This window comes from Pantoea sp. VS1 (genome assembly GCF_002207995.1).
Taxonomy (GTDB): domain Bacteria; phylum Pseudomonadota; class Gammaproteobacteria; order Enterobacterales; family Enterobacteriaceae; genus Pantoea; species Pantoea dispersa.
In genome coordinates this window covers 59,592-76,617 of the sequence record NZ_NHZE01000035.1, presented here as the reverse complement: position 1 = coordinate 76,617, position 17,026 = coordinate 59,592, and the positions used below count along the sequence as shown (strand labels likewise).

Sequence of the window (17,026 nt, the reverse complement as noted above, 5' to 3'; positions counted from 1 at the left end):
CCATTAAAGATCATCTACTTACTTAAATAATTACCGAGTAAGCTTGAGGGGGGAGATTGCGGCATGGCAGTATAAAAAAGGCCCATGATTAATACGATAATGGGCCGTGCTTTAAAGCTAAGATATTATGAATATTTTAATTTTTTCCAAAAAGATATGGTGAAATAAAAACCTTCCGATTAATTGCAAGATAATCCGACCACCATTGCATCATCGCATTTCGAGCATCAAGGTATTCCGCTTTATGTATGTAAGCCGCCCGCACGCTGTTGCGCTCCTGATGGCTCATCTGGCGCTCCACTGCATCCTGCGACCACAAACCGGACTCCATCAGGGCGCAGCATGCCATTGCCCGGAAGCCGTGACCGCAGATATCCTTTTAGTGTCGTATCCCATCAGGCGCAGTGCCTTGTTCACCGTGTTTTCGCACATCGGTTTATATGGGTTGTGGTCGCCGGGGAAGACCAGTTCACCATCACTGGAGATATCCTTAATCCGTTTCAGAATGGCGATGGCCTGTTCTGAGAGGGGCACGATATGAGCCGTGCGCATTTTGGCACCGCGCCCAGAATAACGCACACCAGCAATGACCTCGCGAGTGGCAGGAATTGTCCAGACCCGGTTCCTGAAATCAATCTCTGACCAGCGTGCAAAACGCAGTTCACTGGAACGGATGAACACGTGCAGCGTCAGCAGGACGGCAAGCCGGGTCAGTTCCCGCCCCTGATGATATGCCTCAATGCGTTCAAGCAGTTCATGCAGCCGCTCCAGCGGCAGGGCGGGATAGTGGTGTCTCATGGGGGGAGCCGTCACGCCATCAAGATTTGCCGCCGGGTTGTTATCGATTAATCCCTGATGAACCGCATAACGCATTATGTTGCTGAGGTGCTGCCGCGTGCGGGACGCGACTTCCAGCAGGCCTTTTTCCTCAATGCTTTTCAGCAGGTCAATGAAATGCCGGGGTTTAAGCTCTGAGAATGACAGGTGACCGATAACCGGAAATATATGATTGTTCAGGCTGGCAAGCAGGTGGTCAGCGGTGTTCTGCGACCATTTTTTATTACTTTTATGCCACGCCAGTGCCACGATTTTAAATACTTTCTCCGATGTGTAGGCTCCGCGTTCAACTGCCCTCTGCTGTGCCGGGTTGATGTTCAGCGCCAGCATCTTACGGATACCTTCGCGCTGCTGGCGGGCATCAGACAGGGAAACGGCAGGATAGGCACCCAGTGCAATGCGGGATTCTTTGCCGTTTATACGATATTTGAGATACCAGTGCCGTGAACCGCCTGGTTTGATAAGAAGGTACAGACCGTGAGAGTCAGAAACTTTGAAGGGTTTTGCGGATGGCTTTAACTTGCGGATTTTTGAGTCGTTAAGGGACATTTGGGGGGGCACTCCGTCATCGAACTAACCTGCCCCCAGATTTGACCACCAATTTTTCCCGATGCGGAGGGTAAAATCAAAATACGTTGGGAAGAGTTTCCACACTAACCTGTTGAATCAACACCAGATGAGGATTCGCAAGGATGCATGAAAACAGGAAATTGGCTCCTCTGACTGAACAGGATGACATGCCAGAAAGCGTGCGAATTGCCTAAAACCCAACCGGATACAAAAAGACTCACTTGAAATCTGATTTATTCAACAAAGCCCGTCAAAAGTAATGTTACTGAGAGTTGGAATCAGTGGTAGGATTCATCGGAATATACACTGGCGATAGCCTGTTCTGTAAGGGGAATGATTGGGAAAGTATAATATCAGTATACATAAATCATTCCTATTAGATCTTGTTGTCGAGAAAAGAAAGATTTTTGTCAATTTCAAATGAAAATTGGTAGGGATGCTGTCACCGCATCCCTCTATAAATTCTTAGAAGAAATCAATTCGCGTATTGATACCGACGGTGCGACCCATATTGACCTGCGCGACGGCGCTGCTGCCGTTCATGTAGCCATAGGTACGGTAACGACGGTCGAACAGGTTATCGACATAGACGGAAATGTTCATCCGTTCAGTCGCCTGCCAGCCCAGGCTGCTGTCCAGGGTGGCATAGGTGCCTTGCCGCAACTGGTTGTCGCCATCGAAATAATGCGGCCCGACCAGATTAACCGCCAGTCGGGGCATCAGTGCGCCATAGCGCGTATCAATCACGCCGTTCACGCTGCTTCCCGCGCCATAACGTGGTACGAACGGCACCCGGTTGCCGTGATACAACTCACTGTCATTGGTGAATTCGGAACGGATCACGTTGCCATTGATATCCCATGACCAGCCTGGCGCAAACCGCCATTTCGCTTCAAGCTCAACGCCGGTGGCGTCGGCTTTACCCGCATTGCTTAATGTCTGCATCCCGACCGGGCCAGAGTAAAGCTGCATGTCTTTGGTGTGGGTATAAAACGTCGCGGCTTGCAGCGTGACGTCAGCGGTTTCGTAGCGAGTGCCAAGTTCATAGTTGATGGATTTCTCGGCGACGAACGGTTTGGCATCAAGACCCGCAGTAGGCACGATGTTGTACCCGGAAGGTTTATATCCCTGAGCTATACGGGTATACACTCTCCAGTCGTCGGTCAGCATATAGCCTGCGGATAGCTGCCCGAGCACCTGATCGTCATTGCTCTTACCCTGGTCGCCAAACGGGTTGCCGAGCATGCTGCCGTGATATTGTGTACTGGATTTATCATGCGAGAAGCGCACGCCGCCGCCGATATCAAAACGATCGGTTAAATGCCAGGTCAGGTCACTGTATGCGGCCAGCGTTTCAGCGGTGGTATAGCCGGTACTGCTTAAATAAGGCATTGTCGGCATGTCGTAGGCTGAATTTAACTTCTCGCGGGTGTTCTGCCGGTACAGCCCAAACACCATATCAACGGTACGCGCATCGCCCAGGGTTGCGGCGCGCAGTTCCTGCACATCCTGATTCCAGCGCTGAGGCATATTGACGATTAACGAACCGGAAGGGAAGGTGCGCGAATAATGCTGCTGCTGCCAGGCGCTGATCAGGTTGAAAACCCAGTCATCAGTGGTGTATTTCCCACTCAGGGTCTGGCTGTCAGTGCAGCGCCGTATGTACGGGTCTGGTGAACCATCGCTGATCGACAGCTTACGGCCCTTAATATCATTCCATCCCACATAGGCGTCCTGGGTGGCGCGGGTACATTCGCGTGAGGCAGCAAAGCCCATTTCCCAGGGCTGATCGTCCGGCGCCAGACGCAGTTTCACATTCCCTATGCTGGCGCGGGTGCCGCCTAAATCATCGCTTCCCGTCGCGGGGTTAATCATGTCGCCGTCATCAACCTGGCGTAACAAGGTGACGCTGCCGTACAGCAGGCCATCCTGAATGGGGCCGCTCAGGTTGAACTTACTTCGATAACTGTCGCGACTGCTGACGCCGCCTTCAATATAGCCACGCGGCGTGCTGGCCGGCTGCTGGGTGACGATGTTGATGATCCCGCCCTGAGCGCTTTTGCCATATAACGTTCCCTGTGGGCCTCGCAGCAACTCCACGCTTTGCACATCGGTAAGCGCCTGGATGGTGTTGGTGGAAAGCTGAGGGACGCCATCGACATACAGTGTGACGGCGGGGTTATAGAAGTCCTGCGCCGAAGAGACGCCGCGTAGCGAGATCGTCGAAAAAAGCATGTTTCCGCTATTTTCAATATTAAGCCCGGGCAACACTCTGGGGAGTTTGTCGCTGGCGGTAACGCCGGCGTCGCTTAATTCCGGCGCGCTGACAACGCTAGACGAGACATTGTTGGCTGATGCCGAGCGGGAAGATTGTTTACTGGCGGTAACAACCAGCGTGCTTTCGTCTTGCTGTGAAGTCTGGGCATTAGCAATGGCGGGGAGCAATAATCCCCCCAAGGCCAGAGGATAAAGCCGTGTCATTTTCATTGTTGTGAGTCCCTGTAAGACGGCGAAACGCCAAAAATACCGACAATGGTGAATTGAAAATGATAACTATTTTTAATAATGGTGCTACCCGAAACGGGTTTATTTCAACCTGTTTCGGGTCGGTTTGCGCTTATTGGGCTGAATGGCGATAACGGTCGACGGCGAGAGCCGTCAGGCGTTTTTTGTCTATCTTGCCGACGGCGGTGAGCGGCCAGTGGTCCAGAAATTCGATTTGGTCAGGAATTTTCCACGCGCTGAGCCCCATACGGGTCAGTTGTTGACGCAACTGCTGATAGTCAGTTGGCACCTGCTGCGCAATTATAAACGCGCAGATCCGCTCGCCAAGCAGCGTGTCCGGTGCGGCGACCACTGCGCAATCTTGCACTTCCGCTAAACGCATCAGTGCCGATTCCACTTCAGCCGCAGCTATTTTTTCTCCGGCGCGGTTGATCTGCTCTTTTATGCGCCCCTCAACGTGCAGGTTCCCCGCCTCATCCAGCCTGACATTATCGCCAGTGCGGTAAAACCCTTGCGCAGTAAAGGCCTGCGCGTTATGAGCAGGGGCGCGGTAATAGCCCGAAATGGTATAAGGGCCGCGCGTTAACAATTGCCCGGTTTCGCCCGGTACGACGTCGTTCTCGTCTTGATCAACGATGCGGATTTCATCCAGAGGGGACAACGGGCGCCCCTGGCTGTGGAGAATGGTGGCATGCGGATCGTCCAGCCGGGTAAAACAGAGCAGGCCTTCCGCCATACCGAAAACCTGTTGCAGGGTACAGTCAAAGGTGGCGATAACCTGCTCAGCAAGCGTCGGGTCGAGCCGGGCGCCGCCTGCCTGGATGACGCGCAGCGACGAAAGGTCGCTGTCTTCCCACTCCCTGGCCTGCACCCATAATTGCGCCAGCGCCGGAACCAGGGCGACGTGAGTCACGCCTTCCTGCGCGATTAAAGGCATCACCTCATCACAGCTGGCGCTGTCGGTCAGCACCACTTTTCCGCCGCAGGCAAGCGTTCCCAGAATGCCGGGGCAGGCCAGCGGAAAGTTATGCGCCACCGGGAGGACGGCGAGATACACGCTCTGTTGGCTGATGCCGAACAGTTCAGCGGAAGCGCTGAAGTTATAGCTATAGTCGGCATGTCGGCGCGGGATGAGTTTGGGCGTGCCGGTTGTGCCGCCTGAGAGCAACAACAACGCGGTGGCGGAAACATCAGGCTGCGGCCATGCCTGTCGCTCACCGTGAAGGGAGAAGAGCGGCGTAAAATCGTCGCTCACGGTCTCTCCAGCGACCAGAACATGACGCAAGCAGGCGTGTTTGTGCGCCATCTGTCGGGCCAGCTCTGCGTGGTTTTCCCCGTGAATAACGTAAGCGACGGGTTGCGCCAGCTCAATCAGCGCGTCGATATCCAGCGCCCGTTGCGAGGGCATCGCCAGCACGGGTATAACGCCCAGTCTTAACAAGGCGAACAGCAGGGTAACAAACGCGTTGTCGTTGGGAAGCTGGACAATCACATGTTCCCCCGAACGCAAACCCAGTGATGACAGACCCGCGGCAAGTTCGTCAACTTGTGCATCAAGCGCGCTGTAGGTTAACGACCCCTTTGCATCAACGACGGCAATTCGCGAGGCATAACGGGCCGCCCAGTGGCGCAACTGTTCGGCAATGGGTAAGGGATACTGCTCAATCAGAGATTCAAAGGAAGAATTCATGCGTCACCTTTCTGAAGTGCTGGGTTGTTTTTGCAAAGCGGTCATTGCAGAAAATGCATGGGGAAAATGGCGGACAATCTGCGTAAAAAAGGACCGGGCTTGTTGAATGGGGTAGAAATGATCGCCGTCAATCACCACCGGGTCTGTAACGTGGCTCAGCCACTGGCGCCAGGCATCGACCTGCTGCCAGGAGGCTTCGCGATCGTGGCTGCCGCACAATAACAGCGCAGGCGTGCGCAGCGGCGGACAAACGTCGGGCGAATCGTAGTGATAGCTCTCGGTGGCGTAAAAATCAGCGCGCAGAAGAGGAAGAAACAGCGACATTAATTCCTGGTTTTCCCGCAGTTCAGGAGAACATCCGCCAATGTCTATCAGTTCAGCGATAAAGTCGGCATCATCGCGATGGCTGAGCTGGCGTTCAGAATGCAGATGCGGGGCATGGCATCCGGAAATAATCAGTCCTTGTGGCGCAAGCCCCCGTTGCTCCAGAAGTCGGCAGGTTTCAAACGCCACCTGCGCCCCCATGCTGTGCCCGGCGAGTAAAAGCGGCGTGTCAGGCGATACGGATGCTTCCAGCTCGTTCGCCAGCAGTGCCGCCAGTTGCGTAATGCTTCTGAGCGGTTCCAGATGGCGAAGGCGATCGCGCCCCGGCCAGGTCACCAGAGAAAGCGCGCAATCAGCCAGTTGCTCAGCTTGCCAGTGGCGAAACGCGCTACTGCTGCCGCCAGCGAAAGGGCACATGACCAGATGCGCAGTATTGCCGCTCCGGGCAGGCCACAGCGGGATGCACATTGCAGATTGCGTCACAGCGCCTCCTTATCATCATCGTTGTAGAAACCGGCTAACCGGTCGTGGTACGGCGGCGTCAGGCGTCTGATCTCCGCATTGCCGGTCTTACGTAAAATCTGCTGCCATAAACGTGATAACGCGATCTGATGTACGTTTTGGCAGGCCGCTGGTGGATGTTCGCCCGCCAGAAGGCTGCGCAACTGGTGTAGTAACCAGCTGACGCCCTCCGGCCCGACGGTTTCGCAGCAGTCGCGCCAGCTCAGAGGCGCCGCGCTGCGCGTCAGACCCGGCGGATCGCGCAGGATCTCCGGTCTGCGGTAGAGACTGTGGGCGTTCTCCTGATGGTCTGCGACAAACAGGCTGGATGACCAGATGACGGGGCCGTAGCTCGCCTCCAGCGAAAGATGACCTTCCGGCCAGCCCAGCAGCAGGTGGTGCATGATAAGGCTATGCATATCTGGATCGTCAGGATCGAGATAGCGCTGAAGCAGCAGACAGGCTTCTCCCTCCGGCCAGAAGAGTCTCAGGCAGTGAAAATCGCTAAAGCTGCCAACCACGTCGCACTCCACGGCGGCGGCATCAACGCCCAGAGCCAGCAACAACAAATCCAGCGTGGAGTAGAGCAACTGTCGGCTGGTGGTGGCGTGGACCACCTGCGGCGTCTTAGCCAGACAGCGACGCAGATGCTGCGCATCGCGAAGCCATGTGCGTCCCGCGCGCGTATGCGGATAAAATGTGTTTACCCAATAGCAGCAGCCCTGTTCCTGCGCCAGCGTTTGTAAGGAACTGAGGTCATCCGGGTGGAGGGGATGCTCCTGAATGACGTGTACGCCGCGCGCCAGAAAGTGTCTGGCAAGCTGCGTACCGGTTCCTCCGGCGACGGTCGAACGCACGACTATACAGGCGATATCCGGCATCCTGGTTATCTGTTCCGGCGAGGTATACAGCGGAATGCCAAACGCATGGGCCAACTCTCTTGAGCGGGCGCTTCCCTGCGCCAGCAGGCCGACCAGTTCCAGCCCCTCCGGGGGCTGCATAAAGGCATTCAGGTACATTTCGCCAAATTTGGCGCCCACAATCAGTACGCGTTGTTTTGGGGAGGCGGACGGCATCATAACGTGTTCTCCGGTTGCGTTGAGGTTGCGCAAAGCCAGCGCGTAATGTGTTGCGCACAAGCCTGAACGTGGGGGGCTTCCATCATGATTTGCCAGTGGCTGGCTTCAATCACAGCGTCGTCGGCGTTGTTTATCCAGCCCTGCCACTCAGTTTCTGCTGGCGTCCAGCGCGCGGGTCTCCCGGCGGCATACACCATGAGACAGGGGACCGGAACGCTTTCGCCCGGCGTATGCTCAGTCAGTAAACGCAGCAGATGCGCGATGTTATCGAGCCACGTTTCTGCCGCTTGCAGCGTCAGGTTTTGCGACACCATACCGGCCGTTTTAGCGAGGCTGATAAAGTCGGCAAGCTGGCTGTCGGGCGTCTGCTGGTCGAAATGTTCGGGCAGCGCCAGAGGCGTTTGTCCTTCGGCTAACAGGCGCAGCAGGGCCGCCCGGTTTTCGCAACAGAAATCCTGTCGGCACACGGGATCGATTAACACTATCCGAACCTGCTCGCCTTTGGCGTACAGGCGCTGTGCGGTGCCCGCCGCAAGAAACGCGCCATACGACCAACCTGCCAGCACATAAGGGCCGTGAGGCTGCTGACGACGGATGCACCCGACATACTCATCGATCATCTGGTCGAGCGTGGCAAAGCGCTGCGGCGATTTTTCTTGCAGGCCGAAAACGCGCCTGTTCAGCGCGCTGGCGAGCGGCAGCCAGGCGCTGATATCGCCGTCCGAAGCGTGGAAGACGAACAGGGTTTCGTCGCCGTCGCCCTGGCAAAGGGGTATCGGGTTGTCCTCTCCTGACGTAGCCGCCTGTAGATGGGCGCAGAAGTCGCTCAGCGTCGAATGGCTGAACAGATCCTGAAGGTTAGCCCTGGCAATCCCTCTCCGGTTTAGCTGCGCGACCATCCTTGTCGCCATCAGGCTGTCGCCGCCCAGTTCGAAAAAGTCGTGATGCCTTGCCACGGGGCGAGACAGCAGCGATTGCCAGAGTTCAGCCACCTGTTTTTCCAGCGCCGGATTCCCCCCGGCAACTGGCGTGGTTTTGGCTGGCTCAATCAGCGCATCAGACGGGGCATGCAGCGGCGTAAATAACGCTTCTCTTTGCCGGATCTGTAAAACGGGCAGACCGGTGCCAAAGCGCTGCTGTAAATAGCGGCTCACGGCTTCTTTATCCGGGCGATTTACGCCAGGCGAACGCGCCACCAGCAGATGCTGGCGCAGCGGCGACGATTCCTGCGCGGGCCACGCCAGCTCATTTGCAAACCCGGCCTGAACGAGAACTTCCTGCCATGCGGAGCGGGTGAGCATCGGTTTCTCATCCCGGCGGCGGAAATCGCGGTATCCGCTTAATCCCTCAACAAAGCCCACGCTCGCCAGCTGGAATACGCTGTTTCGCTCCGTCGCTTCAACGATCAGCAAACGTCCGCCGGCTTTCAGCAACAGTTTTAATCTGCGCAACGTCTGGACGACATGGCTGGCGTCGTGGAGCACATTGACGGCAACGATCAGGTCGTAACCCGCTTCCGGGTGGGAGGTGAAATCCAGCGGCTGGTTGATGTCGAACAAGGCATAAGAAACCCGCGATTCATCATGGAAACGGGCTCTGGCGTCATTGAGGAACTGCGCGGAGACGTCCGTGAAGTGGTACGACTGCCGCGTGTTCCGCGTGGCCTTCAGCACCGGCGCGGTAGTGGCTGCGGTTCCGGCGCCAACCTCCAGAATCCATTCTGCGCCGCACAAGGCGGCAATCTGCGCGGTATAGCGATTCAGACAGGCGCTGGCTGGGTTGTCGCGATACAGCGCGTCGGTAACGCGATGCTGCTCGTTGAACAGCAATTCCAGCGGAGAACACTGCCCGGAGAAGAGGGCGTCGTGCCGGGCGATGCAGGTTTCCAGATACTGCGCCAGCGCCTGGCTCCATTGGCTTGGCGGGCACGCTTCCTGAGGCTCAGGAATCTCGCTGAGCGGAACGCGGCAGCGCCAGCTTTCACCCTCGCGGATTAACCACTCTCTTTCCGTCAGACACTGTAGCCACTGGCGCAGCAGACGCTGGTGAGACGCTTGCGCGGACAGCGCCTGTAGTACTATTGCGCTAAAGCGATGGGCGATCTCCGGCGTGGTAAACAGGCCGTGACGATTTAGCGTAGCCGCGATCCCCTGTAGCGCACGCGCCTCCAACCAGCGCCAGGTCGCCTCCAGCTCATCAAGCTGCGCCTGCTCAGGCAACGGCAGCGCCAGTTGGGTGAGTTCGTGCTCATCAGGCGTCGCCGCTGATGGCGACGGATCGTCGGCCATTACGATATCCAGCGTCAACGCACCCTGTTCGGTTATTTCCGCTCTGGCCTGTCGGATGCCGGGGTATTCGAGCGTCGCCTGCTCAATATCTCGCAGGTCGTAGTCCGCCTGCGCGTTCAGCGGCCAGCGTCGGCGGGGAATGTGCCCGGCGATGCCGCTGGCGAGAGTCTTCAGGCTTTCAGAGTCAGCAATGACGGCTTGCAGGATGGCGCAGTAGTCATTAAACATCGCCTCGGCAGCGCCGGGTTCCAGCACGTTGTCCATGCAGTACCAGCTAAACATCAACTCGCCGTCGCTCTCCATGACCTGATGATCCAGCCAGACCTGCGGCGTTTGCGTGAACACATAGCAGGGTTCGCCGAACAGATGGCTCATCGCCTGATCGATAGTCATGCCTTCCAGCGTCATCCCCAGCATACTGGTAAACACCACCGGCATCAGCGGTTGACGTTGTGATCCGCGCAGGCGGCCCAACTCACGGATCACCTCAACACCGTTCATTTCACTGTGCGCCATGTTTTGCCAGAGGCGCTGTTGGGTCTGTTGCATCTGCTCTTGCAACGTCACCGGCGTTGAGAAGTTAAAATCAACCAGCGTGACGGAGGTAAAATCACCAATCAACTGGTTGATTTGCGGATGGATCGGCTGGCGATTGAAGAACGTCAGGTTCAGCGTAAATGCCGTGGTGCGGCTCCAGCGCTCAAGGGTGGCGGCAAACAGCGTGAGCAGCGCGGCAGACGGTGTGACGCCTTGCTGCTGCCAGCGCTGTTTCACGGTCTGCCATTCTGTCTTGCCGATCGTCGATTTGAAGGTGGTGAAGTGTGGCATTTCCGGGGGCGTCTCAACCACCGGCAGCTCTGGCGCTAAGGGCAGTTGCGGCAGTTTTTCCTGCCAGTAATCCCAGGCATCGTGCCATGCCGATGTCTGTCGGCGCGCCTGCTCAGCCATCACATAATCACGGAAGGTAATAGCGAGCGGTGCCAGCGTTTCGCCGCGCCAGACTTGCGCCAGATCGTCCATCATGACTTTAAAACTCTGCACATCGAACTGCAAAAGGTCGAGGTTCATGTGCAGGCGGTAATGGCAATCGTCGATTTCGCTGACCACCAGCTCAAAGAGAGGCCACTGGTCGGCAGGCAAAACGCGATAGCTCAGTTCATGCCGCCGTTTTTCCAGCGCTATACGCTGTTCTTCCGGGGAAAGCGCGCGCAGATCGTTACGCTGGATGTGATACTCCGGCGTTGTCGCCAGGACTCGCTGCTGCCCGTCGGCATCAACCACCATGCGCAACATATCGTGGCGTGCGATGAGCTGGTTCCATGCTTTCTCCAGTATGGCGAGATCGAACTCATCGTGGCGTTTATCCCACTCAAACAGGACGTGACAGGCGACGCCGCCATAGCCAATGAGGTGGGTTCGCCCCAGCCAGTAGGCGTGCTGAATGGGCGTCAAAGGGAAGGGCGCATAACGCTCGTCGGCGTCGTGCTGCAACATTGCCGGCTGTGAAGCGGCAGGCGTCGTCTCTGGCCTAGAACAGATAAGCTGCGTGAGTCCATGAGGAGACAGATCCTGCCACGCCCGTTCCGCATTGATGCGTACGCCCAGGTAGTGCTGAATATCGCTACTGAGTTCAAGGAAGAGCAGCGAGTCCATGCCGAGTTGCAACAGATCCTGGTTTGGGCGCAGTGACGCCGGATCGCTCAGCCTTAGCTGAACCGCAATCCGCTTTTTCAGCCATGCCATCACCGCCGTTTCATCGCTCAGGCTGCCGTTAAAGGCATTGTCATCAGCAGGAGGAATGACAGGCGTTGCGGCTTTTTCTGTGGCGCTGATGTTAAACAGAGCCTGTTGTAACGGGGGCATTTTGTCGGTAAAAACGCGCATCGCCAGTCGCCACGGGGCACCGCGCATCACCGCCTGTTCCAGGTGCCAGCAGCCTTCGGCATCGCTTAACGCGCCCATACCACGGCTGGCGAGCGTCGCCAGCATTTCCGGCGTGGCCGCCCGACCGCTTTCTCCCCATGCGCCCCAGGCGACAGAGAGCGTTTTCGGCGCATCAAGGGTGGAAAACTGCTGGGCCAGCCCGTCCAGATAGCCGCAGGCCAGCGCATGGGCGCTCTGACCCGGCGCGCCGAGGGTGGCGGCAGCGGAAGAGTAGAGAATAAGATAGCGTCCGTCGTGGTTGCGCAGGGTTTGCAACAGTTGGTTTGCCGCCTGCGCTTTTACCGCGAAAACGGCGGCCAGCTGGTGGTCATCAAGCTCCTGCAAGGGCGCGTCAGCCAATACGCCAGCGGCATGAATCGCCCCGGCAATGCCGCCGTTGGCCGCCAGATCGTCAAGAACCGTGGCCAGTTGCCCGGCATCGCCCACATCACAACGGTAGACGCGCGTCTGCCCGCCCTCCACGTCGCGTAGCCATGACTCATCCACGCGCGGCGCCAGCAGGGCGATGCGTCGCGCCCCTTTTTCTCTGAGCCAGTTCACGGCAAGGCGGCCTAATCCGCCAAACGCTCCGGTCACCAGATGCCAGCGATTATCGCCGGTAAACACGTTTGCCGGTAATTCGGCGGTGCATCCCGTATTGGGCGCCAGTGAAGGGAGCCAGAGGGTGTCACCCCGCGCGGCAAGCCAGCGCTGTGATAGTGAGACTGCGCTCAACCCTTGATGCAGCGTTTCCCACGGGGTATTTTCGGCGAGATCGATGGCGGCAATCAACCGTTCCGGCTGTTCGTTGGCCGCTACGCGAAGCAAGGCCCATAGCGCGTGATGGGACGCAGAAAGTGCCTCATTGTCCTCGACTCGCCACGCGCGGCGAGTGACCACAATCAATCCGGCTGCGCTGGCGGTGAGCGCTGCTATCACTTTCTCCGCTAAGGCCAGCGTATCCTCGCTCTCCTCAACAATCATCAGTCGCGAAGAGGCGTGCGGATCGTGAATGATGCCGTATTGCGCCAGCTCGTCGCTGCGCGCAAGCGTACCGGCGCTGAAGCTAAAGGTAAGCGGATGGTCAACGCTGGCGACGTTGAGGGGCGTCCAGCGCCATTGATAATGCGTCTGCGGCGCAGGAAGAGACGTGGTGGGCGATAGCGGCAGCCACTCGCCAGCAGGATGACGGGCTTCAACGCGCATCTGACCGCGGGAAAAGGCTTCGTTTTGCCAGCTTAAGCGAACCTCCCCCAGCCACTCCGGGGCGGCGGCGAGGGGCGGTTCCACAGGCAGAGCGTCGCCATGACGCTGTGAGAGCAGACGCCAGGCCTCCTGCCAGCGGGCGTTAAACCGTTCAGTCTGACCTGCGCAATCAGACCAGTCGGCGAGATAATCACCGTTATCCGTCAGCGCCTGTCCCAACACGGGTTCTGATGGCGCGGTGAATGTTACGGCGCTAACCGCCTGACCGGGCAGCGTGGCGAGAATGATATGTTCGCTCATTCCCGCGGTCGGGCTGCCATCCTGCGGTAGCCACGCCACTTTGCTGAATCCGGCGTGGCGGCACTGTTGTTGCCACTGAGCGGTGGTGAGGAATAACTCACCTTCGCGGGCGTCGAGATCCTGTAGCGGAAGAACCAGCGGGCCGAAAACGAAGTCAAACAGACGCATTGGCTGGGTGATTTCGCGCATCAGCAGGCGCCCGTCCGGCTTGAGCAGGGGGCGCAGATTATCGAGCGTGCGGCCAATATGACGGGTGGCGTGAATCACGTTCGCCGCCACAATGAGATCGTAAGACTGTGCCTGGAAGCCCTGAGACTGCGCCTCTTTTTCGAGATCCAGCTCGCTATACTTCACAAAATCATAGTCGGCGAATTTCTGCTGGGCGCGGCGGGTGAACAGCGCCGAGATATCGGTGAAATGGTACTCCAGTGCCGGAACGCCGTTAAGTTCCGGCAGCAGCCACGCGGTGGTGCCGCCGGTTCCGCCGCCAACTTCAAGAATACGCAACGGCTGGCGGGGCTGACGCGTCTGGACAATGCCGCGTAATACCCCGGCGGCGATTTGGTTGAAATAGCGGCCAAAGCTGAATTCCTGATACAACACCTCCACGCCGTCGGAGGCGCTTTGCGGGAAGATAATCGCCACCGGTTCTTCCGCGCCGCTCATCATGTCATATAACCGATCGCCGGCACGGGCGATGGTGTCGGGAATAGCCTGAAAACCTTCACAATAACCGGCAAGTTCCGTCAGCAGCGATTCCCGCTGTTGATGTTCAATGGGGCGGGCGCGAGCGTATCGCCCGTCGGTGCAGCGGTAATCGCCGTCGACCACGCAGTTATTCAGCAGGCGCTGGAGTAACTGCTGGTAGCGGGGTAGCAGACGTCCACGGCGCATGATGGTCATGGCGTCCACGCCGTTTTCAATGGCATCGCCGGTACAGCGTTGTACCAGTTGATCGACGTAGATGGCGTGCAGTCGCGTGGCGCACTGTTTAAGCGCTTCCAGGCGAGGGAGATCGAGCGCTGTCGCGGCGCGACTCGCCACCTCCAGCCCGGCAGACAGCGCTGCGTCGGCAGGCTCGCAGGCCGGGGAGACGCGCTCTTTCCAGTAACGCTCAGTATCAAACGGATAACATGGCGCAGCGATACGTTGTCCATCGCCCGCCAGCAGGTCGGCCCACGGTTGGGCGACGCCGGCAGCGTAAAGCTGGAGCAGGGCCTGATTGAGGACATCGCTCGACTCTTTGTTACGCCGGGCGCTGGCTATCCAGTATGCGTTATCGCGGTATTCGCGTTGCCCGGAAGCAACCAACTGGGCATCGGGCCCCATCTCAAGAAAAACGCGGGCGCCGAGCTGATGCGCCACCTGAATACTCTGGATAAAACGCACCGGCTGGCGCATGTGTCGGCGCCAGTAATCCGCCTGGTTGAGCGTTGACTCATCAATGACGTCGGCGGTGAGCGTGGAAATAAGCGGTATTTGCCCCGGCTCCGCGTGCAGCCCCGCGCAGGCGTCCTGGAACCGATCGAGTATCGGCTCCAGTAAAGCGGAGTGCGCCGCGCCGGTTACGCTCAGGCGACGATAGTTAATGTCATGCTGCGAGAGCGTGGCGCAAAATACCGCGAGGTGGGCTTCCGGCCCGGAAAATACCGTATGTTGCGTACCGTTGTTGGCGGCGAGATCCAGCTCAAACTGGCGAGCCAGCGGCATCAGCGTGTCTTCGTCTGCAAATACCGCCACCATCGCGCCGCTTGCGCACTGCTGCATTAGTGCGCCGCGCCGACAAACCAGTGGCATGACCTGTTCAATCGTATAGTGTCCGCAGACGACGGCAGCGGCAAATTCACCGACGGAATGCCCAATGGCGAAGTCTGGCTTCAGTCCTTCAGCGCGCCAGTGCGCCGCCATCGCGATTTCAAACGCGACAATCGACGGTTGCGCCCAGGCCATATTGTCCAGCAGCGCCGAGTCGGGGTTAAACATCGCTTCGCGCAGTGACGGCGTGAGCATTTCGCTACAGGCGGAAAAACAGCGATCCAGCGTGTCGGCAAACGCCGTTGAGTGCTGGTACATTGTCTGACCCATAGTGCGCCAGTGCGAGCCTTGGCCGGTAAACAGCCACACCTGCTTGCCGCTGGCGCCGTGGCCGCTGTAAACCAGCGCCCCCGATTTCTCACCGGCCCAGGCGCTGAGCGCAGCGGCGGTTTCACGGTTTAATGGCGCCGCCAGGCGGAAGGGAAGATCGAGACGGCGCGCGTGCAGAGCTGTGAAGGCCAGAGAGCTGGCATCCGCATTCTCCCTCAGCGCCCTGGCATAATCCGTCGCCAGCCGCCGCAACGCGCTGTCGCTGGCGGCGCTGAGCAGCAGCGCGGTACTTTTTCTGCCGCTATCCGTATTGGGGAGGCGCGCGTTGAGCGCGTCGGGCAGCGAGGCGACGATCATATGGCAGTTGGTGCCGCCAATACCAAAGGAGGAGACGCCCGCATAGCGCATTTCGTCCTGCCACGCCTGCGCCGACACCGGTATGGTAAAGGGACTCTCTTCAAGCTTCAGCGCCGGGTTGGGGGTGTGAAAATTCAGTAAGGGTGGAATTTGCCCGCGGCTGACTGCCAGAACGGTTTTCAGCAGTCCGGCAATGCCCGCCGCGGTATCCAGATGGCCCATATTACTTTTCACGGAACCGAGCGCACAGCGCTGATCCTGCGGGCGAGGCGCATAGACGTTGCGTAACGCTTCAATTTCAATCGCGTCGCCCAGCGGTGTGCCGGTGCCGTGGGTTTCAATGTAACCTACCTGCCTGTCGTCGATGGCCGCCAGCATTAACGCCTCTTCGATGACCGCCTGTTGCCCTGCGACGGAAGGGGCGGTATAGCCGACCTTTCTGTTGCCGTCGTTGTTGACCGCGCTGGAGAGGATCACCGAGATAATCGGATCGCCTGACAGCAGCGCGTCTCTTAGGCGACGCAGCACCACGCAGCCGAGACCGTTACCGGCCCAGGTGCCCTCAGCCGAGGCGTCAAAAGGACGACAGTGACCATCGGGAGAGAAAATCATTCCGGGCTGGTAGCGGTAGCCCGCCTGCTGAGGGAAAGAGAGCGCCACGCCGCCGGCAACCGCCATATCGGATTCGCCTGCGCGCAGGCTTTCACAGGCCAGATGCACGGCAACCAGCGAACTGGAGCAGGCGGTCTGTACCGATAACGCCGGGCCGTGCAGGTTGAGTTTGTACGCGGCGCGGGTGGCAATATAGTCTTTATCATTGCCCATCAGAGATTGCAGACCCTTTACCTGCGCGACTTCTGTCACGTTCAATGCTTCGCGACCGGGGTAGGTACTCATCCGGGAAGAGGCGAAAACGCCGGTCTTATGGGGGACGGCGCCGGGGGCATAACCGGCATGTTCCAGCGCATGCCAGACCGCCTGCAAAAACAGGCGCTGCTGCGGGTCCATCGACTCCGCTTCCTGTCGCGAATAGCCAAACAGGGTGGCGTCGAAGCAGTCGGCGTTGTCTAACACCGTACCGATATTGACATAATGAGGATCGTCAATGATGGCGGCATCCAGACCGACGGCCAGAAGCTCTTCGCGCGTAAAGCGTCGGCTGCATTCACGACCTTCCAGCAGGTTTTGCCAGAACGTTTCGCCATCCGGCGATTCAGGAAAATGGCAGGCGTAACCGATAACCGCGACAGGTTCGCAGTCCGGGTAGTGTTGAGCGATCGATGCATCAATGGAATCTGCTGTCGGCGCAGAAGAGAAGCGCAAGTTATCCATAATCGGTCCCGTTTCCTAAGATTCACAAA

At 58.2% G+C, this 17,026-nt stretch carries 5 protein-coding genes and 1 pseudogene; all 6 read right to left on the bottom strand.

The window, feature by feature from the left end; genetic code table 11:
* Nucleotides 1-136: 136 nt before the first annotated feature.
* The 6 genes and pseudogenes from CBW22_RS13580 to irp1 all read right to left on the bottom strand — a co-directional run bounded on the left by CBW22_RS13580 (nucleotide 137) and on the right by irp1 (nucleotide 16,997).
* Nucleotides 137-1,386: pseudogene (locus tag CBW22_RS13580) on the bottom strand (tyrosine-type recombinase/integrase).
* A 486-nt stretch (nucleotides 1,387-1,872) separates the two neighbouring features.
* The gene (gene fyuA, locus CBW22_RS13575) at nucleotides 1,873-3,894 is read right to left on the bottom strand and encodes a siderophore yersiniabactin receptor FyuA (RefSeq protein ID WP_088516949.1); all 2,022 of its coding nucleotides are present in this window, start codon (nucleotides 3,892-3,894) and stop codon (nucleotides 1,873-1,875) included.
* Nucleotides 3,895-4,024: 130 nt separating this feature from the next.
* Complete coding sequence (gene ybtE, locus CBW22_RS13570; RefSeq protein WP_088516948.1) at nucleotides 4,025-5,602, bottom strand: yersiniabactin biosynthesis salycil-AMP ligase YbtE; 1,578 nt, start codon at nucleotides 5,600-5,602, stop codon at nucleotides 4,025-4,027.
* A gap of 3 nt (nucleotides 5,603-5,605) precedes the next feature.
* On the bottom strand, nucleotides 5,606-6,409 hold the full coding sequence (gene ybtT / locus CBW22_RS13565) for a yersiniabactin biosynthesis thioesterase YbtT (RefSeq protein WP_088516947.1): 804 nt from the start codon (nucleotides 6,407-6,409) through the stop codon (nucleotides 5,606-5,608).
* Nucleotides 6,406-7,506, bottom strand: coding sequence for a yersiniabactin biosynthesis oxidoreductase YbtU (ybtU, locus tag CBW22_RS13560; protein WP_088516946.1), 1,101 nt, complete (start codon nucleotides 7,504-7,506; stop codon nucleotides 6,406-6,408). The genes ybtT and ybtU overlap by 4 nt, the downstream gene beginning before the upstream one ends.
* On the bottom strand, nucleotides 7,503-16,997 hold the full coding sequence (gene irp1 / locus CBW22_RS13555; protein WP_088516945.1) for a yersiniabactin polyketide synthase HMWP1: 9,495 nt from the start codon (nucleotides 16,995-16,997) through the stop codon (nucleotides 7,503-7,505). The genes ybtU and irp1 overlap by 4 nt, the downstream gene beginning before the upstream one ends.
* Nucleotides 16,998-17,026 lie beyond the last annotated feature (29 nt).